We start from the raw sequence: 19,793 nt of genomic DNA on the forward strand, positions 1-19,793 counted from the left end.
CGTCATCGTTAACGTCCGCGGTTAACGCCCGCGAAATTCGCCGTCAGCACAGGCATCGCCATAAGATTCAATCACAGTCTTGGATCGACCTTTTGAGCAAGGAATTCACGTATCAGCGGCACCATCTCGTCCGCCTTGTCTTCCAGCGCGAAATGGCCTGTGTCGAGCAAATGAGTCTGAACATCCGGCAAATCCTCTTTGTACGGATACGCGCCGTCCGCCGGGAAGATGACGTCGTTCTTGCCCCACACGATCAGCATCGGCGGTTTGAACTCCCGGAAATACGTCTGCACCTTCGGGTAGAGCGGCAGATTGGTTCTATAGTCATAGAACAGGTCGAGCTGGATGTCGTTGTTGCCGGGGCGATCGAGCAGCGCCTGGTCGTGGACCCAGTTGTCCGGGGAAACACGCGTGCGGTCGGACACGCCATCGGTATATTGGAAAATGGTCGTCTCGAGCGTGAGGAGCGGCAGCAACGCTTTCCGGCTGGCGTCCGAGCCGTCGGCCCAATAGGCCTTGATCGGATCCCAGAACGCCTTGAGGCCTTCGTCGTAGGCATTACCGTTCTGCACGATGAAGCCCGCCACACGGTCCGGATGCTTGAGAGCGAGTCGCCAGCCGACGGGCGCGCCATAGTCCATGACATACATCGTGTACCGGCGAGCGCCGAGTTGGTCGAGCAGGCCGTCTACCAGTTCGCCATAGCGGTCGAACGTGTAGGCGAATTCCGCGCGATCCGGCATGTCGCTCTGACCATAGCCGGGATAGTCCGGTGCAATCACGTGGTAGCGATCGGCGAGTGCAGGGATCAGGTTCCTGAACATGTGCGACGACGTTGGAAAGCCATGCAGAAGCAGGATAACGGGAGCGTCTGCTGGCCCGGCCTGACGATAAAAAATCTTTAATCCGTCGACGACCGCCGTTCGATGATGCGTAACGGGAATGGCCGGACTGATGAGGTTGGTAGCAGACGAAGTACTCGACGCCGAACTGGTCATTGCGATGCTCCTTGGGTCGGATGGCTGATCCGCGATTACATGTGCTCGAGGCTATCGAGCCGCGGCTCAGCGTTGCGTGCATAAGCTGCACCGAACGGCATGGGGAGTTCGGACGCCAACGAACACAGACTCAAGTCATCGCCGCGATGACGTCGTCAGTGGATACCACGGCGTGCGCGAGAAACGCATAGTTGATCATCGCGGCTTTATAGCCATCACCCCACACGGGATGACGAGGCCCTGCGGTCGCATCGGCTACGACGGAAACTTCGAAGCCCTGCTCGAGCAAGTCCCGCAAATGAGCCTCCACACACATGTTGGCGAGCATGCCGCCGAGCACCACTTTGCTCATGTGGCGTTTGCGCAATTGCAGTACGAGGTCATTAGTTTGCGGACCGAAGACCTTGTGGGGACTTACAACGATGGTTTGACCGTCGTCGATGTAAGGTTTGAATTCTGCCAGCCAGTCTGCGCCTGAGCCTTCAAATCCCTGGAGGTCCAAAGCGCCTTCTCGCGCGAACGTACCGGTTGCGAACTCGTCCGCTTCCAGCGGGCCGTTGAACTTCCACGCGTGATCGGTCGGAAAGAAGTAGTGCGGGGATATGAATACATTGACCTTCGCGGCTTTGGCGGCCTTGAAGATCCTCAACATGTTTTCAACGGTTCTGTTCTCCGTGACGCTAGCGCCCACCGCGCCCCAGTTCTTGCCCTTCGGGCTCAGCACGTCGTTCTGCGGATCGATGAAGACCACGGCCGTATCGGATGGATCACAGTTCATACTGAGGCCTTTTGGGAACAGGAGGGAGGCTCTTTGAGCCTCCGTTTGGATAGCGTGATTGGAAGGTTAGGTTAGGAACCAGCCTTTAGCAATGCAGAATTTCTTTGCTCGTTTGAATATCACGACAGACGCAACGCCGTCACTCCTGACGGCTACATGCGCGCGTTTAGTGGCGTTTTTCAATAGAGGATGTAGTAGGTGGTAGATGAAGTTTCCGACGATCGTCTCTTATGGAATTGTGCAGAGATTAAGCTAACGGTGCACAAGCGATAAAGGGGCCACTGTCCTCCGTCGGGCTATGGTCCAGGGCATCCGATGCTCAACGTCACTTTTCCAAACGGACGGGCTCCATGTTATTGGCGTCAATGATGCGTCCCTAACAAGTCTGGATAGATATGGCGTTCGCGGAACTTCTTAGAAGCGGGTACGGATCCCAACGGTAGCAACGACTTGATTCGCTGTCGACGAGGCGCCACCGGACGTATTGATGAAAGCGACGAACTTGTTTCCAATCGCGTGCTGATACATCGCTTCCGCATACACGTCCGTGCGCTTCGAGAACGAATACACAGCTTGTCCGTTAATCTGATTGAACTTCGGATCGGGGCCAAACGTCGTTGCACCGGAAAGGTGCCCGTCTGTGTACGTATCCGCGATCCCGAGGCTAAGCGCCGGAGTCAAAGCGTATTTGCCGTTCAATTCGAAATTGTCGAAACGCATCGTGCCATTCTTCAGACCGAACGAGTTGGTGCCCGCGTATTGGCTGTGCGTATAAACGAAACCGACCAGTGCCGGACCGTATGCATAGTTCACGGCACCGCCAAATATGCGCGTTCGATTGGAGCCAACCAGAAAACCACCCGTGCCGTTGGCCGTTGACTCAGCCGTGTCAATCGCGCCGCCCGTGTTCGTTGTGCTGTTCGAGCCGTTGGTCTGCAAATAGCCCGCGGCGAAATTCAACGGACCGTAGTTGTAGCTTGCACCGAAGCTGTACGCGCGATTCTGCGAAAAGTTGGTGGAATTGGAGAATGCGTACAACGTGCCGAACTTGAAGCCCGCATAGTTGCTGCTCATATACTTGACCGCGTTGCTCATGCGTACCGAGTGGTTCAAGTTGTCATTGTCGAACGGGTGTGCAAAACCGGTATCACCGAACGTACCCGCCGTTCCCGACAATGGTGCAACAAAGTCAACCAGTGAGTCGTACTGGCGACCCAGCGTGACCGCGCCATATTGACTGCTTGCCAGGCCGACATAGGCTTGACGACCGAACTCGCGACCGTCCTGGCCGAGCTTGCCTGACTGAACGTTGAAACCGTTTTCGAGCACGAAGACAGCCTTCAGGCCGCCACCGAGATCCTCCGCTCCACGAAAGCCAAAGCGGCTACCGTTGATATTTCCGCTTGTAGCCTGGAACAACGGGCCGCTCGTGCCGCTCTTCGATACATTGTTCGTGTACATGAGGCCAGCGTCGATGACGCCGTACAGCGTCACGGAACTTTGTGCGTGAGCTGCCGAGACCGCTGCAAAGCCGAGGGAAGCCAAAGATAAATGGAGGATTTTCTTCATGGCGCGCTCACAGGGTTTAGTTGGAAGGGCTAAAGCTGCCTGGAATTTTAGGGTTTCCGCTTTGGCCCTACTCGTAAGCCCGCGTTTATTTTTTTTGGCACTCCACAATGATTATTCATTTAAGTGTCATTGACCGTGCTCTTCCAAACTGGACGTACCTTTGACGAGACGTGTGACGATCGGCGTGAATCGGTGCCGTGGCAACTATGCGACGGTCTCCTTTGTATTTGCTCCCGTCTTGATTTAAGAATGGTTTTACAACATGCGAACTGACTCAGCTTTTTGCAGGCAACAACCGATCCCCGCGAAAATACCATCAGATGTTTGAGCTGACCAAGATCACCCCAGGAGGTTTGAATCAACTGACTTTAACCGTTCGATAGAATCGTCGAGACCAATGGCAAACATGGCGACAGAAGTTAAGGAAGGTCTGCAAAACTGCTGCAATCGGGGGCGGCGTGTACTACTCTAAACGCAGTGACTGAAACGGGGTAATGCGATGACGCAACTTCATCTTGGATTGAATTTGTCGACGAAGCGCACGCGCAAACGTGAGTTTCTCGACGAGATGAGGGGAGTCGTGCCGTGGTCAAAGTTGATTGCCTTAATCGAGCCACATTACCCGAAAGGTAAGACGGGGCGACCGCCATTTCCTGTGGCGACGATGCTTCAAATCCACTTCATGCAACAGTGGTTCGGGCTGTCGGACCCGGCGATGGAAGAAGCTTTGTACGACGTGCCACTATATCGCGAATTTGCGGGCCTCGATGGTGGCATGGCCCGCTTGCCAGACGAGACCACGATTCTTCGATTTCGGCATCTTCTCGAAACGCATGGAATCGCTGCCCAAATGCTTGCACTGGTCAATGAGATTCTGGTTGATAAGGGGTTGATGCTCAAGGCAGGCTCAGCCGTTGACGCCACCTTGATCGCAGCGCCGAGCTCGACCAAGAACGGCTCGGGCACACGAGATCCCGAGATGCAGCCAACGCAGAAAGGCCGCAACTGGTACTTCGGAATGAAGGCCCATGTTGGCGTGGACGCGGAGTCGGGCCTGGTGCATACCGTCATCGGAACGGCGGCAAACGTGCACGACATCAACGCGGCGCAGGCGTTGTTGCACGGCGAAGAAACGGATGTGTACGCTGACGCGGGTTATCAGGGTATCGAGAAGCGTGAGCACGCACGCCCAGTACGATGGCACGTCGCGATGCGGCCCGGTAAGCGAAGAAAGCTAAACCTGAAGGACCCCATTGATGCGATATACGATCAGATCGAGCGCTTGAAAGCAGGCATTCGCGCGAAGGTGGAACATCCGTTCCGAGTTCTCAAGCGACAGTTCGGCTACATGAAAACGCGATACCGGGGGCTGACCAAAAACACCGCTCAAATCACGACGCTGTTTGCGTTGGGCAATCTGTGGATGGCACGTAAGTCGTTGCGAAAAGCGTGAAAAAATGCAGCATGCGATGAGCTTGGATCAGGACTCGTCGCGGTTACCTGGGCAATGCTCCCCATCCTACCGACCTTCGCCACGACAAACCGTCCTTGAAACAAAATGTCGTGCTTAAAAGCGCGTTGTTCAGACCTTCCTTAACTTCTGTCGCCATGTTTGGTTTGCAGGTGTTGTCTATCGCGCGAAGAACAGCGTTAAGCACTTAAGTGAACGGCATGACCATTACCGTTAATGCAGGGCTTGACTTTGTCACCCGCCCGGCAGTCTGAGTCAAACCGCCATGCACAAATACTTGATCACCAGATAGTCATCGATTCCATACCGCGAACCTTCGCGCCCGAGACCTGACTGCTTGACCCCGCCGAACGGCGCCACCTCGTTCGAGATAAGCCCGGTATTGATCCCGACCATGCCGTATTCCAGTGCTTCAGCCACGCGCCAGACACGCCCGATATCGCGGCTATAAAAATACGCGGCGAGACCGAATTCCGTATCGTTAGCCATCCGTATGACTTCTTCGTCGGATGAAAACCGGAACAACGGCGCGAGCGGCCCGAAGGTTTCCTCCTTCGAAATCTTCATCTCAGGTGTCACGCCTGACAACACCGTCGGTTCGAAGAAGCCGAAACCAAGCGCGTGCCGCTTCCCGCCGATCACAACCTGAGCGCCTTTCTCGAGCGCATCGTGAATATGCGATTCGACCTTTTGCACGGCGGCGTCGTTGATCAGCGGCCCGAGCAAAACGCCGCTCTCGAGCCCATTGCCGACCTTGAGCTTCGCGACGGCCGCACCCAGTTTCCGGGCGAACTCGTCATACACGCGGTCATGAACATAGAACCGGTTTGTACAGACACAAGTCTGCCCGCTGTTCCGGTACTTCGACGCAATTGCGCCTTCAACCGCGGCATCAATATCGGCATCGTCGAAAACGATGAACGGCGCATTGCCGCCCAGTTCCAGCGACACCTTCTTGACCGTCGGCGCGCTTTGCGCCATCAGCAAACGGCCGACTTGCGTCGACCCCGTGAACGACAGCTTCCGGACGACAGGATTACTCGTCAACTCCGCGCCAATCGCTTTCGGATCGCCGGTCACGATATTCAGCACGCCCTTGGGCAGTCCCGCACGCTCAGCCAGCACGGCCATCGCGAACGCTGAAAATGGCGTCGCTTCCGCGGGCTTGACCACGATCGGGCAACCCGCAGCCAACGCCGGACCGACCTTGCGCGTGATCATCGCGGCGGGAAAATTCCACGGCGTAATGGCCGCGCAGACGCCGATAGGTTCCTTCGTCACCACGATGCGTTTATCGGCGGCAGGAGACGCAAGCGTATCACCGGCGACGCGCTTGCTTTCCTCCGCGAACCACTCGATGAACGACGCCGCGTAGACGATCTCACCCTTGGCTTCGGCGAGCGGCTTGCCTTGCTCGCGAGTGAGGATCATCGCGAGATCGTCGGCGTTTTCCAGCATCAGTTCATACCAGCGACGCATGACGGCCGCGCGTTCCTTCGCGGTTTTCTTGCGCCAGAGGGGCCACGCTTTGTTGGCCGCATCGATCGCGCGATGCGTTTCCGCCGCGCCCAGGTTCGGCACGTGGCCGAGCGACTGGCCGTTTGCGGGATCGATGACGTCGAAGCTCGAGGTATCATCGGCGGCTTGCCATTCACCGTCGATGAACGCTTCGTGACGCAGCAGCGTGGGGTCTTTCAATTGCATGGACGAATGCTGCGTGCTCATGCTGTCGCACCCACTTCTGCGGTCAGGACGTGTTCGAGAATACCGAGCGCTTCATCGAACACGGCGTCCTGGATGGTCAGCGGGAACAGGAAGCGGATCACGTTGCCATGCACACCGCAGATCAGCAAAAGCAGGCCGCGTTCAAGCGCCAGGGTCTGGACGCGCTTGGCGAAAGCGGCGTCGGCTTCGCCGGTCCCGGGCTTGCAGAATTCGACTGCGACCATGCCGCCGGGGCCGCGCACATCGGCGATCTGCGGCACGTCTGCTTTAAGCGTTGTCAGCAGCGACTTCAGCTTGTCGCCAAGCAATACGGCCCGCTCGCAGAGCTTCTCTTCATCGATGATCTCGAGCACCGCATGCGCCGAAGCCACGGCCATCGGATTGCCGGCATACGTGCCGCCGAGCCCGCCGGGAGCGACTGCATCCATCACCTCGGCGCGGCCGACTACGCCCGACAGCGGCATGCCGCCCGCCAGACTTTTGGCCATGGTCATCAGGTCCGGCGCAACGTCGTAGTGCTGCATCGCGAACATCTTGCCTGTGCGCGCGAAGCCGGTCTGGACTTCATCGGCGATCAGCAGGATGCCGTGCGTGTCGCAGAGCTTGCGCAAGGCGCGCACGAATTCCACGGGCGCCTGATAGAAACCGCCTTCGCCCTGGACCGGTTCGAAGATGATCGCAGCAACCCGTTTCGCTTCAATATCCGCCGCGAAAAGATGTTCGATAGCCCGCAGCGAGTCCTCGGTGGTGATGCCGCGCAGCGGGTTCGGGAACGGGGCATGGAACACGTCGGACGGGAACGGCCCGAAGCCGATCTTGTACGGCGCGACCTTGCCGGTCAGCGCCATGCCCATGAACGTGCGGCCGTGGAATCCCCCGCTGAACGCGATCACGCCCGGCCGGCCGGTCGCGGCGCGCGCGATCTTGATGGCGTTCTCGACAGCTTCCGCGCCGGTCGTGAAGAATGCTGCCTTCTTTGCATAATCGCCGGGCGCGCGCTCGATGATCTTTTCGGCGAGCGAGACATACGATTCGTAAGGAACGATCTGATAGGCGGTATGCGTGAAGCGCTCGAGTTGTGCGCGCATTGCCGCGACGATCTTCGGGTGCCGGTGCCCCGTGTTACATACCGCGATGCCCGCCGCGAAGTCAATGAAGCGGCGGCCTTCCACGTCCCACAACTCCGCGTTTTCAGCGCGTTCGGCGTAGAAATCGCACATCACGCCGACACCGCGCGGGGTCGCGGCATCCTTGCGGGTCTTGAGGTCGGCGTTGTTCAGGGTCTGGCTCACGGCATCGCTCCTTGGAGGGTTGATCGGTTTTTAGGCGGTACCTCGACTATAGTAAGATTTGGCTCTTTCAATCAGAGCCATTTCCGTATTTTTATAGGAGCCATTTCGGCGATGCGTGCAAGTATGTTGTCCGACTGGCTGGCTCAGCGGATTGAACGGACGGGCGGCCAGCCGATTTACCGACAGTTATATGGCTTGTTGCAGCAGGCCATCCTGTCGCGGGAATTGCCGGCCGGAACCAAGGTGCCGTCGTCCCGGTTGCTCGCGAGCGAGCTGGGCCTCGGCCGCAATACCGTCACGCAGGTGTACGAGCAACTGGCGCTGGAAGGGTATGTGTGGTCGGCGACGGGACAGGGCACGTTCGTCTCGGACAGCGCGCCGGATGAGATCGTGGGGGCGGAATCGGCGGCGCGCAACGCAGCGCCTGCGGAGCCACGTGTGCTGTCCGCGCGCGGCGCACGGTTGTTGCAGGGTGCGGGGGTGTCGCAGCGGCAAGGCGGCGCGTTCATGCCGGGCGTACCCGATGCGTCGCGGTTTCCTGCGGCTGTCTGGAACCGCTTGCAGTCCAAATACTGGCGCCGCCTGAGGCCGGATCTGCTGACCTATGCACCCGGAGGCGGGTTGCCGAAGTTGCGCCAGGTGCTTGCCGATTATCTGCGGACCTCGCGTTCGGTGCATTGCACGCCGGAGCAGATTATCGTGACTACGGGGATTCATCAGTCCATCGATCTCGCCGTGCGCCTGCTGTCGGATTCCGGCGATGTCATCTGGACAGAAGACCCGTGCTACTGGGGCGTGCGCAGCGTGTTGCAAGTGTCCGGGCTATCGCTCAAGGCCATCCCCGTGGATGCAGAGGGCATCAATCCGTCCGCCGACGATCTGGCAGACCCGCCCAAGCTGATGCTGGTTACGCCGTCGCATCAATATCCGCTGGGCATGGTGATGAGTCTCGCACGGCGGCGGATGCTGCTCGAATTCGCGCGGCAAAACGGCTGCTGGATCATCGAGGACGATTACGACAGCGAGTTTAGATACGGCAGCCGGCCGCTCGCGTCGCTGCAAGGACTCGATACAGCGGGTCAGGTGATCTACGTCGGCAGCTTCGGGAAAACGCTTTTTCCGGGGCTGCGGATTGGCTACATCGTTGTTCCGGAAGGGCTGTCGGCGAGCTTTGCGACGGCTTCCGCCGAGTTGTATCGAGAGGGGCAGTTGTTGCAGCAGGCGGTGCTGTCGGAGTTCATCGCGGAGGGGCATTTCACCTCGCACATCCGGCGCATGCGCGGGATCTACGGGCAGCGTCGCCAGATACTGCTGGACACGATCAGGAAGCGTTATGGCGATGCACTGGAGATTGTTGGCGGCGATGCCGGGTTGCATCTCGTGCTGCGTTTGCCCGATGGCGTGGATGACCGGGAAGTGGCGAAGACGGCGCTCGGCGTCAACATTGTCGTGCGGCCGCTGTCGGGCTATTTCCTGCGGCCGGGCAGAGACATGTCGGGTTTGCTGATTGGTTATGGATGCGTGCCGGAGGAGGAGATCGGGCCGGCGTTTGAGAAGCTGGCGGCGGTGCTTGATCCGGCACTGGGGATCAGGGGGTGACGGGCGGTCCGGATACTGAGAAAAGCAAGCTGTCAAGATTAGGTCGGATACCTGATTAATCTCGTCACCTCGTGTCGATAAAAAAAACCTGCTCCCCCAACTAGGGAGAGCAGGCAAGTTCCGGGGTATAAACCTGCCCTGAGAGAGCAAGTGGACAAATGATAACGGCTCGTTAAGGCCAACAAAAACGCTTACGAAAAAAGGAAAGCTTTTGACGCGCATGGACAAGAACGATGCGTTCGTCTGAACGAGTTGTTCCAGAAATCATTACGCCAGTAACTTTCGTGTCAGAAAAGCAACTCGTTTTGACCGATGGCAACCGGTGCTAAGTGAAACAATTCGAATTCTCCAAGCCGCCGGGACAGTGCGGTATCAACTCAGACCAGTTCAAGAACGTTCGACCAATCCCAACCAGCGCACGGGGGTGTGATGCTATCCGGGATCATCTATTTGGCGGGGCTGGTTATTGCCGTCTATGTGGTTGCTTCTTTTGTTTCCGCACTGCGGATGTGCCTGTTTTATGGCGTATACGCACACATTGAATATGGCACGGCCAAGTGGCGCAAGTTCGGGAAGTGGACCCCGCGACGTTTGATGCTTCTTTTAAGGCTGCGCCGGCTAGCGGCTTTGGCGCTTGTAGTCATGCTGGTATGCGCGATCGCAAAAGGGGTTTCCTGAAACCTCACCTATGCGCACTCGTACTTTCGAGGGAACGACAAGCATGAGCACTGAACGCAACACGGAAATCGACATGTTCCGCGGTCTGGGAATCCTGCTGGTGGTCCTGGGACATACGACAGGACTTCCAGGCGAAGTCCACCGCTATGTCTATTCCTTTCATATGCCGGCGTTCTTTTTCCTGTCGGGCTATCTCTTCCAGCTCGACCGCGTGCAGCGTTCGCCGGGGTCGTTTATCAACGGCAAATTTCATCGGCTGATCATTCCTGCCTGGTGCATGGGCGCCGTGTGCGGGCTTGTGTTCGTCGCCAAGCTGCTGCTCCACAGGATCACGCTCGCCGCGTTCCTCGGACTCGCATGGGGTACCGCAGTCGGCTTCCCGCGCGCCGATGGCAATTTCCTTTCCACACCGTTGTGGTCTCTGTTTTGCCTGTTCAGTCTCGAGACGGCGGCAGCGTGCCTCGCGCGCTTTGTCGGTAAAGCGGTCGTGCCTCTGCTGATGGTGACCGGTGTTGCTGGAATAGCGTGGTCGGCGCGTTTGCCGTTCGTTCCATTCGATCTCGACATTGCGACATCAGCCGCATTCTTCTTCGCGATCGGACACATGGTCAGGCAAAGGGACTGGTTCGACTTCCACGAACGCGGCTCGCTTGCGCGTCGCGTGATTTTGCTTTGCAGTGCCGCCGCGGTATGGGGGATGCTGGCGTACAGGTCGGGAGATGCGCTAAACATGTCGGACAGTATTTTCGGCTCTAGTCCGCTGAAACTGACACTCGACGTTGCCGCGGCGCTGGCCGGTACGCTGATGCTCGGTCATCTCGCCGTGGCGCTTCCTGACGTTCGCCTTTTGCACTGGCTCGGGACGCACACGCTGCCCATTCTGGGCTTTAACTATCTGGTGAATGCTGCCGTTGTACACGCGCTCGATGCCGCTCACGCGAACTACTGGCTGCTGTCGTTTGTCGTCCAGGCGATGCTGCTGACGGCGACCGCGTGGGTCATCGACCGCATGGGAGCAATGGGCGATCTCGTCAATGGGCGGCGCCGTTCGGCAAGACCCGTATCAATGCCGCGGGTTTAGCCCGTAATGCAGCGGTTGCGTGCCGCTGCATTACGCCCCTTGTTGAGACACGACACGAGTTCCGTCGGACGCGCCCGGCGCGTTGGTGGACAGGTCTTCCGCCACCGTTGCGTCCGTTGCCGAGGCTACACCGTCCCTATACCCCAGCAACATAAAGACGAAGATGGATGCGCCTAGCGGCTCGATCATCAGCAAGCCGGAAAACACCAGGAAGACAAGCGGCGCCAGACTGCCGAAGTCCTTTCTCACACGCATCCACAAGACGACGCAGTAGAGCAGCGCGACCGGCACTCCGTACTTGTAGACCAGCCACGTCATGGAGTTCGAGATGCCGCTGTCGTCGACCTTGACGTAGCCGAATTCATCGAGGGCGAGTGCGTTGTAGGCGTCCATATCGCCGCTGGGCCTGCCGAGCATCAGGCTGTCCGAGGCGGCGCGCAATCCGAGTGTCAGGTCGTTGACGCGCACCAGGATACTGGAGTCGTCCTGCAGGTTGCGGCCGAAGAGCACCGTGAATGCGTCGCCGAGAATGCTGGGAGCCGACACCGCCATGACCACCAGCACGACGACCGTGCCGGCCAGAAGCTTCGCCACTTTCGGCTGCCTTGCGTACACGTAGCAGAACCCAGCGAACGGCAGCAGGATCGAGAGTGCGCCCGTGGACTGGGTGGTGAGCGCGGCTAGCAGAAATACCGCGCTTGGCCGCTTGCGAAACTTCAGGACGTTATACGTGTACGCGATGGTCAGCATCACCCCATACACACCGGCTTCCCAGAAAAAGCCCTGATTGCGATAGTGATGGAACCGTTCGAGGTCCGACGAGCGTACATACAGCAGACCTAACACGGTACTGTATTCGCCGTCGATGAGCCGGGCGATACCCGGCGCGACATACGCAAGCGGGTAAAGAACCAGCGAAACGATGGCCGTGTAGTACATGACATCGACAAACAGCTCGCGGAAGTCGAGACCTGAGCGTTTGAAATGAATGCACGCAAGGAGCGCTATCAGGGTCTTCAGGATAACAAACAGTTCCTTGTCGTCGATGGTGAAATCCTGTACGAAACTCACCACGAAAATCAACCCGATGAGCAGCGCGAACATGAAGCTGACCCCACGCGGAATGCGCGCCGAACCCAGGAAACCGCAGAACAGGATTAGCGTGATTGCAGCGATCAAGGGTCCGTTGCCTACTCGCACGACCACAATCCAGCCGCCACTCGCCAGCAGGATCGCGAGAAGCAAAAGCCCTTGTATCATGCGGTTATTGAAACGAATTTTCATAACGGAAGAAAGCTCATGCTGATGAAGAGTCCGGTCATCTTTCTGCCACCGTCCATTCTTTTGTGTGTGCGTTCCATCGGCGAATGACCTTGGCGGGCGCGCCCACGGCGACGCAGTAATCCGGAATATCGGTGGTCACCACGGCGTTGGCGCCGATCACGCAGTTGCGTCCGATCGTGCAGCCGATCACCGCGACGTTCTCCCCAATCCACGTGCCGGTTCCTATCCTGACCGGCGCACGAGGCGTCAACGGCTGAAGTTTCACCGGTGTATTAACGTTCCGGTAACCGTGAGCGTAGTCGGCTATATAGACGCGATCCGCGATCAGGACATCCGCTTCGATCACGATCGATTGAGTCGCAATGATATGAGCGCTGTTGCCTATGTAAGCGCCGCGTTGTATTTCGAGCGCCGGTGTTTCCTGAAAGCTGGCGATGGTTTCGAGCCACGCGAAATTGTTGATGAAGACATCGCGCCCGATCGTGATGTTGGCTGAGCCGTTGATCCGCAACGGACGAAGGATTCTCGCACCGCGACCGAAGCTGGCGAAGAAAAGTGGAAACAGCACGCCCTGAAGGGAGGTGCTGATGCGGTTGCGAACCTTGAACCAGATGCCGAGCTCCATGGTTCAGCCGCCTCGCCGTTGTCCGGCATTGTGATTCAGCCAGACCTTGAGGTGCTGCGCGTAGAAGCTCGCCGACGGGAACACCGAGATGCCGAGTTTGCGCCGGGCAATGATTCCTTCGATCACTTTCTCGCCTGCAAGCGCCAGCGACGTGGCAATCGCAGCACCCAGCGGGCCGATCAGCGGGATCAGCACCGCGCACGATATGACACAGAGCAGGGCTGCGCCCATCATCGTATTCCGGATCATTTTTTCATGGGCGTAGACAATCAGCAGGGGCCGTATCGAGCCGCTTGCGACAATGGCGAGCTGACCGAAACTGAGGCAGGCGAGGGCGCCGTATCCTTCGCGGAAATCACCACCGAACAGCTTGAGAATCTCGGAACCGTAAAGCAGGATGACGATAAATACCCCGGTCGCGGAAAGGAAAAGCACCGACGAGATGCTCTGGATCAGGTACTGGATTTCCTCGCGTGTCTTGTCTCCCCGCATGGTCGCGAGCCGGGGGCCGACAAGTGCATCGATAGGCGGGACGAGGAATCCGGACAACGTCAAGGCAACGCGTTGCGCAACCGAATAGGCACCGACTGCGCTCGGCGAGGCGGTCATGCCCACCGCGAACACTGCGATCCACAGCAACGCCATCTGGCAGATGTTGCCCACAAGAAGCGGCATGGCGGGCGTGAGCAAGGCGGGGTCGGGCAGGGTGGAGCCGTGCGCGTTCCGGGCGTCCTTACGCGCAATGAACCTGCGCCATTGAACGAACGCGATCAACGCATTGACCACGCAAGCGGCCAGAAAAACTTGCGCGCCGGCGACGCCGGTGTGCGGCCGAACCAGCAGCAGTGCAGGCAGCGAGAACAACGGTATCCAGAGACTCAGGATGGCGATGCTGCTCTCGGGACGGTCGGCGATCTGCAAGAACGGGACATGGATCAGCGCAAAGGTCAGCGGCACGATGGATATCCCAAACCATGGCATCACGTCGCCGAGTTCCGCCTTGTGAAAGATATGGACAGCGATGAGGCCGTTGAGCGCAAGCATGACGACAGCGATAGCGATGCCGGCGCACAGGGACGTCAACAAGGCGCGCCGGTAGAGACGCCGCAGTGCGTGCCAGTGCGCATCGCGTATCAGCGGTGCGCCTTCGCGAATGACGATCTGTTCCAGCCCGAGGCGCGCCAGTGTGGAGAGCAAGGTGGCCGCGCCGAATCCGATCATGTACAGGCCGGTCTGCGCGGCGCCCAGATACCTGCCCAGATAGATCACCAGCGTGAAATTGACGACTGCGCCCAGTACCCGCGACAGCAGGCTGGACGCAATGCGCCGGAGCATGGCGTTGCGTCTGATCGCCCCGGCGATGTGTACGAACCGCGTCTGACTCATTGAGCGGCCCGCGACGTGGCGGCGATCCGGCTCGCGATAGTGCGGGTGAACGACAGGTCCACGTCCGTGAAGTGTCCCTTGAAGAAGTACTTGTCGATCAATGGCCCCAGCAGCAGCGACGCCGGTCGATCGACTGACGGCTGGTGTTCCCGGATCAGCAACGCCCGCAGCGACGAACCGGACTGGAGGGTCTCGATTCCCGGGAGATGATCATAGAACGACTCCCCCAGCACGATCACGCGATGCCCCCGTGCAAAGGCGTCGAGTCCGGTCAGCGAATTGACCGTAACGGTGGTCCTGCTTCTGTCGAGATCCTGCTGTAGCGATGCCTGGCTCAGGATCACGTTGTCCGACGCCTCGATCAATGCATAGAAGGACGGTGAATACTTGCGCCGATACAGCGGATGCTCGCGGACCACGACGGTCCAGCCGGATTCGACGTTATCGAGCACAAGCCGGAGCAGGCCGACGTCATCGAGGCCGAGCGGGTTGTGGTAGATATTGTTCGCGTCTTCCGGGACCTGCATGGCGATCAGCACGACCTTACGTGTGTCGGGCTGCTGCAGCACCTTCGAACTCAGTCTGGCGTAGAGCGCTTGCGGACACTTGCGCAGGCTATAGGGCATCAGGTCGGGTGGCATCAGGCGCGTGACGCTTGCCTGGGCGAACGTAAGGCGGTCCAGCAAGGTATAGAGCTTGTTGGTCCAACGGCCTGAATTCGTACGAGGCTGAAACGGCGGCCCCGACGCCTCAAGGCGCGCGAGTTCCCGGCGAAACGAACAGTTCGCATTGACGCCCTGACGGTCCAGAACTGTAGTGCGATATGGGCCTTGCTCGAAATACCACGAGACGGTTTGCTGGCCCTTGAGTGCGCGGATCAGCGACTCGGCAGGAAGCCGGGTGTCGCCGCTGATGATCGCGATGTCGGGATTGAACTGCTTCACTAGCGACGCGCAGACGTGCAGCATCTTTCGCGCTTGCCGCTGAAGCCGGGCTACTTGCGAAGGGTCGATGTTCGGGTCCGAAGCGTGAAACCGGATCATCGCCTCGAGCTCGTCACCGGATACGTTCGGGGCAACCGTGCCGCTTAGATACGAACGCCAGGAAAGCGAAACCGTCTTTCGGCGATGCACCGTCAAGTAGGCCCACGCGCTCGGGAATACTGCCAGATGCAGAAACTCGGCATCTGGCTCCAATTGTTTCCACGCGTCTTCAATGCCGCAAAAGAACCGCGCCATCGAATGGTAATAGACCAGCGTTACGATTTTTGTCATGCGCTTGGGAAGAGTGGTCAGGGGAGAGGCGCGCCGCGCTAACAAGCGTTTGTCTCAGTCCGCCACGGCTTGTTGAGGCAATGCGCGTGTCATCTGAAGCGCGTCGCGCATTGCACGGATCTCGATCTTGTTGCGTGCGACGAAATGGAAACCGCTTAGCGCGAGCGCGGACGTGAGCACGGCGTAGTTGCGTCGTTTGAGCCCCCAGTACAGCCAGTTGCGCGTCATGAAATAGCGGGAGAAATCGGATTTCGACCCGCCCGTCGACGAACTGATCTTGTGCCTCAGACGAATGGTCGGCGTGAAGTACATTCTGAACCCAGCCTGATTGAGCTCGTGGCAGAACACGGTGTCGTCGTAATACACGAACAGTTCTTCCCACATGCGAATGCCGGCCTTGCGCAGTTGCCAGGTCTTCACGATCAGCGAACAAGTCGGGGCATAGTCCACGCGATACAGCGCGTCGGTCGTCAACCGGTCCGGCTTGTTGTGGCCAAAGTGCCGGCTTCCCCCCTTCAGGTAGCTGAGCTTGCCACCGGCGTACCAGACCTTGTCCTCGGGCTTGTAATAGAACATCTTCGGCGCCAGTGCATCGACCTCGGGATGCAACTGGAGGATCTGGACGTGCTTCTGCAGGAAGTCCGGATCGACCTCGATGTCGTTGTTCAGGAACAGCAGGTGCGTGTAGGAACGGTCGCATAGAAAGAAGTCGATGCCCTGATTGTTTCCCGCCGCCACGCCGGTGTTTTCGTAGTTGCGAACGAATGTGAAGGGTGTCGTCAGCATCTCGTCAATCACCCGTTCGCAATGAGGATTGGCGACGTCGTTTTCCACGAAAAGGATATGGAAATTCTCGAACGTCTGGGCGTTCATGCTGTCGATAAACCCGTCGATCACGTTGTCCGATTTGAACAGGACGGTCACAATACCAATTTTCATTGTCTCGATCCTTTCGACGCCGGTGAAGCGCGTGCGCGCCTGCCTGTAAGCTGCTTGCTTCACTTCATCAAACCCCGCGCGCGCATTTCGGCGACCGAGCGTTCGTAACCCGCATCTTCAATGGTCTGGCTCTTGACCCACTCGCAAAAACGCGTGGCGCCGTCGCGGAACGAGACGCTCGACTGGAAGCCGAGTTCGTCGCGAATCTTGCTGACGTCGGCGAAGTTGTGACGGATATCGCCGAGCCGGAAGTCTCCCGTGACTTTCAACTGGCCCGTGGCGCCATAAATTCGTTTCAGTGTTTCCGCGACTTCGAGCACGCTTGTCGCCACGCCCGAGCCGACGTTGTAGACCGCTTGCTGCGCGTGCTCTGCGTCCATCGCGAGGACGATGGCCTCAACCACGTCGGCGATATACACGAAGTCGCGTGTCTCCTCACCATCTTCGAAAATATTGATGTCCTTGCCCTGCAGCAGCAGCGTCGAAAAAATTGACAGGATGCCGGTGTAGGGATTGCGCAGCGACTGGCCGGGTCCATACACATTCTGGAAGCGCAACGCCGCCGCACCAATGCCCATCGCGCCGCATGTCATCAGGACCAATTGTTCCTGAACCAGCTTGGTGATGCCGTAGACGGAACTCGGATGGGTTTTCGATGCTTCGTCCGTAGCCACGACCTGCAGCGGTTCACCCGTGTCTGCGCACAGACATTCGAACTGGCCGCGACGCATGTCGTCGGCGTTGCGCATGCCGGGATAGACGTGGCCGGATGGGCCGCGATATTTGCCCTCGCCATAGATCGACCGTGACGACGCAACAACCACGCGCCGGACGGAATGCGGGTGATGGGCGAGATGATCCAGTAACAACGACGTGCCGCGGATATTCGTTTCCACGTAGTGGTCGACCTGATACATCGACTGCCCGGTGCCCGTTTCGGCGGCGAGGTGCACGACTGCTTCTTGCCCTTCCAGCGCCTTGGCCCAGTCGTCCGCACTGCGGACATCGCCTTTGATAAAACGCACGTCGTCGGGAAGTTCGCCAAGAAGCGGCGACTCAGACGGGCTTGCGCCGTGTATCTGCGGCGACAGGTTGTCGAGTACGGTAACCGTGTCGCCGCGAACAACAAGTGCCTTGGCAAGCGAGCTGCCGATAAAACCCGCGCCGCCGGTAATCAATATTTTCATAACGTCAATCCGAGTTGCCAGTCGATCGTCCTGGCGATGCCTGTCTCGAAGTCTTCCGCGGGACCCCAATCCAGTTCATCGCCGATTTTTGCGGTGTCGATTGCGTAGCGGCGGTCGTGGCCGGCGCGGTCTTTCACGAACTCGACAAGCCGCCTATGCGGCGCACGTTCGGGCAGCCTTTCGTCGAGCAGGCGGCAGATCAGCGCGACTACGTCGCTGTTGCGCCATTCATTGCAACCGCCGATGTTGTAGGTCTCGCCGGCCTTGCCCTGCGTCAGCACGCGCTGGAGCGCGTCGCAGTGGTCGTCGACGTAGAGCCAGTCGCGCACGTTCTGACCATCGCCATAGACCGGGATACGCGTGCCGGCGAGGCAGTTGCGGATGACGGTCGGGATGAATTTTTCGGCATGCTGGCGCGGGCCGTAGTTGTTCGAACAATGGGTTGTGACAACCGGCAGCCCGTACGTATGAAAATAGGCGCGCACCAGGTGATCGGACGCGGCCTTGCTGGCCGAGTAGGGCGAGTTCGGCGCGTAGGGTGTGGTCTCGACAAAAGCCGGATCGCCTGGGCGCAGCGAGCCGAACACTTCATCGGTGGAGATGTGATGGAAACGGCATGTGCGAGCGGGGGCCGCACTGTCTTGTTCCGGCCATGCGGCGCGGGCGGCTTCGAGCAGCGTGAAGGTACCCTCCACATTGGTTCGCATGAAGTCGCGCGGATCGGCGATCGAGCGGTCGACATGGCTTTCCGCCGCGAAGTGGACGATGGTATCTATCGCGTGTTCGTGGAGGAGCCGGTCCACCAGCGGCCTGTCGCAAATGTCGCCGTGCACGAACACATGGCGGCTGTGATCGGGCAGGTCCAACAGGTTGTCCAGCGAGCCGGCATACGTGAGCAGGTCGAGATTGACGATCCGCACACGGGTGTCGGCACGCAGCATGTGATGCACGAAGTTCGAGCCGATAAAGCCGGCACCGCCCGTGACAAGGAGAGTAGAGGGTCGATAGCCCATCAATTTTCAGCCCAGTGATTGAGTACTTCGGCAAGCCCTTCCTGCCATGGCCGCGGCTCGAGACCGAGCAGGTTGCGGGTCATTTGCATGTCGAGCGCGGAGTTCTTCGGACGCGCTGCCGGCAGCGGGTAGTCGGCTGTCGTGATCGGCCGCACCGTGGGCGGGTGATCGAGCATGCCGCGCGCCGCCGCCTGGGCAACTGTCGCCTGCGCCAGGCCGCACCACGTGGTCACGGTGCTCCCCGTGTAGTGGTAGGTGCCCCATGGCAGCGACCGGTTGCCGGGAGCCCGCAGATACCTGTCTGCGAGCGACAGCAGCACCTCGGCAATCGCGCCGGCATGTGTCGGCGCGCCGTACTGGTCGCCGACAATCCGCAGCTCGCGGCGCTCGCGCGCAAGACGCACGATTGTCTTCACGAAGTTGTTGCCGTGCGCGCCGAACACCCACGACACCCGCAGGATCAGATGTGACGGAAGCAGCGCGCGAATGGCCTGCTCACCGGCCCATTTGCTGCGGCCGTAGACACCGAGCGGCGATGCAGGATCGCCCGGTGCGTAGGGCGTGCTGCTGCTGCCGTCGAATACATAGTCCGTGGACAGGTGGAACAACGGGATGCCCGCCTGTGCCGACGCGCAAGCCAGGATTTCAACGGCGTCGCGGTTCACGGCGAACGCCTGTTCGACGTTGGTCTCCGCGTGATCGACAGACGTGTACGCCGCGGCATTGATCACCAGCTCGGCCTCGTACTCGTGCATGGCGTGTTCGACCGCGTCGTGATCGGTGATATCGAGCGCTTGCCGGTCGAGTCCGATCAGTTCACGGCCGTGAGAGCGCAACACCAGTTCGCGGCCCACTTGACCGCCGGCTCCAACGACGAGAATCGTCATCGTGCGT

Annotated in this window: 17 protein-coding genes; 4 read left to right on the forward strand and 13 right to left on the reverse strand. The window is 59.1% G+C overall.

Annotation, left to right across the window (positions count from 1 at the left end):
• Nucleotides 1-71: 71 nt before the first annotated feature.
• The 3 genes from EOS_RS24645 to EOS_RS24655 form a co-directional block, all read right to left on the reverse strand.
• Entirely contained in the window at nt 72-998 is a 927-nt protein-coding gene (locus EOS_RS24645; protein WP_047849344.1) for an alpha/beta fold hydrolase, read from the reverse strand.
• 130 nt (nt 999-1,128) lie between these two features.
• On the reverse strand, nt 1,129-1,776 hold the full coding sequence (locus tag EOS_RS24650) for a cysteine hydrolase family protein (protein WP_047849345.1): 648 nt from the start codon (nt 1,774-1,776) through the stop codon (nt 1,129-1,131).
• A gap of 414 nt (nt 1,777-2,190) precedes the next feature.
• Nucleotides 2,191-3,345, reverse strand: coding sequence for a porin (locus tag EOS_RS24655; protein WP_047849346.1), 1,155 nt, complete (start codon nt 3,343-3,345; stop codon nt 2,191-2,193).
• A 499-nt stretch (nt 3,346-3,844) separates the two neighbouring features.
• Here EOS_RS24655 and EOS_RS24660 point away from each other — a divergent pair, with 499 nt between their 5' ends.
• On the forward strand, nt 3,845-4,798 hold the full coding sequence (locus tag EOS_RS24660; RefSeq protein WP_047849347.1) for an IS5 family transposase: 954 nt from the start codon (nt 3,845-3,847) through the stop codon (nt 4,796-4,798).
• 273 nt (nt 4,799-5,071) lie between these two features.
• On the opposite strand, the gene EOS_RS24665 is transcribed toward EOS_RS24660, so the two are convergent.
• Nucleotides 5,072-6,541, reverse strand: a complete 1,470-nt coding sequence (locus EOS_RS24665; protein ID WP_047849348.1) for an NAD-dependent succinate-semialdehyde dehydrogenase — start codon at nt 6,539-6,541, stop codon at nt 5,072-5,074.
• The gene (gabT, locus tag EOS_RS24670) at nt 6,538-7,821 is read right to left on the reverse strand and encodes a 4-aminobutyrate--2-oxoglutarate transaminase (RefSeq protein WP_047849392.1); all 1,284 of its coding nucleotides are present in this window, start codon (nt 7,819-7,821) and stop codon (nt 6,538-6,540) included. Before gabT ends, EOS_RS24665 begins: the two co-directional genes overlap by 4 nt.
• Before the next feature lie 123 nt (nt 7,822-7,944).
• Between gabT and pdxR the strand changes: the two genes are divergently transcribed.
• From pdxR to EOS_RS24685, 3 genes are all read left to right on the forward strand, one after another.
• Nucleotides 7,945-9,432 carry a MocR-like pyridoxine biosynthesis transcription factor PdxR gene (gene pdxR, locus EOS_RS24675; protein WP_047849349.1) on the forward strand — a complete coding sequence of 496 codons (1,488 nt, stop codon included), beginning with the start codon at nt 7,945-7,947 and terminating at the stop codon, nt 9,430-9,432.
• Nucleotides 9,433-9,861: 429 nt separating this feature from the next.
• The gene (locus tag EOS_RS24680) at nt 9,862-10,110 is read left to right on the forward strand and encodes a hypothetical protein (protein WP_047849350.1); all 249 of its coding nucleotides are present in this window, start codon (nt 9,862-9,864) and stop codon (nt 10,108-10,110) included.
• Nucleotides 10,111-10,153: 43 nt separating this feature from the next.
• A complete protein-coding gene (locus EOS_RS24685; protein WP_047849351.1) occupies nt 10,154-11,191 on the forward strand; it encodes an acyltransferase family protein in 1,038 nt (345 codons plus the stop codon).
• 30 nt (nt 11,192-11,221) lie between these two features.
• Here the strand turns inward: EOS_RS24685 and EOS_RS24690 are convergent, their stop codons facing one another.
• The 8 genes from EOS_RS24690 to rfbD are packed head-to-tail and all read right to left on the reverse strand — an operon-like array spanning nt 11,222 to nt 19,786.
• Nucleotides 11,222-12,475 (reverse strand): hypothetical protein, encoded by a 1,254-nt coding sequence (locus EOS_RS24690; protein WP_235442953.1) that lies wholly within the window; start codon nt 12,473-12,475, stop codon nt 11,222-11,224.
• A gap of 34 nt (nt 12,476-12,509) precedes the next feature.
• Nucleotides 12,510-13,100, reverse strand: a complete 591-nt coding sequence (locus EOS_RS48800; protein ID WP_047849352.1) for an acyltransferase — start codon at nt 13,098-13,100, stop codon at nt 12,510-12,512.
• 3 nt (nt 13,101-13,103) lie between these two features.
• Nucleotides 13,104-14,486: an oligosaccharide flippase family protein gene (locus EOS_RS24700; protein WP_082163506.1), complete on the reverse strand. Its 1,383-nt coding sequence runs from the start codon at nt 14,484-14,486 to the stop codon at nt 13,104-13,106.
• Nucleotides 14,483-15,760, reverse strand: coding sequence for a capsular polysaccharide export protein, LipB/KpsS family (locus tag EOS_RS24705; RefSeq protein ID WP_047849353.1), 1,278 nt, complete (start codon nt 15,758-15,760; stop codon nt 14,483-14,485). Before EOS_RS24705 ends, EOS_RS24700 begins: the two co-directional genes overlap by 4 nt.
• A gap of 54 nt (nt 15,761-15,814) precedes the next feature.
• The gene (locus EOS_RS24710; RefSeq protein ID WP_047849395.1) at nt 15,815-16,699 is read right to left on the reverse strand and encodes a glycosyltransferase family 2 protein; all 885 of its coding nucleotides are present in this window, start codon (nt 16,697-16,699) and stop codon (nt 15,815-15,817) included.
• A 59-nt stretch (nt 16,700-16,758) separates the two neighbouring features.
• Nucleotides 16,759-17,886, reverse strand: coding sequence for an NAD-dependent epimerase/dehydratase family protein (locus tag EOS_RS24715; protein WP_047849354.1), 1,128 nt, complete (start codon nt 17,884-17,886; stop codon nt 16,759-16,761).
• Nucleotides 17,883-18,899 (reverse strand): dTDP-glucose 4,6-dehydratase, encoded by a 1,017-nt coding sequence (gene rfbB / locus EOS_RS24720; protein WP_047849355.1) that lies wholly within the window; start codon nt 18,897-18,899, stop codon nt 17,883-17,885. Before rfbB ends, EOS_RS24715 begins: the two co-directional genes overlap by 4 nt.
• Nucleotides 18,899-19,786 carry a dTDP-4-dehydrorhamnose reductase gene (gene rfbD / locus EOS_RS24725; protein WP_047849356.1) on the reverse strand — a complete coding sequence of 296 codons (888 nt, stop codon included), beginning with the start codon at nt 19,784-19,786 and terminating at the stop codon, nt 18,899-18,901. Before rfbD ends, rfbB begins: the two co-directional genes overlap by 1 nt.
• Nucleotides 19,787-19,793: the final 7 nt, after the last annotated feature.

The organism is Caballeronia mineralivorans PML1(12), assembly GCF_001028175.1.
Classification (GTDB): Bacteria; Pseudomonadota; Gammaproteobacteria; order Burkholderiales; family Burkholderiaceae; genus Caballeronia; species Caballeronia mineralivorans.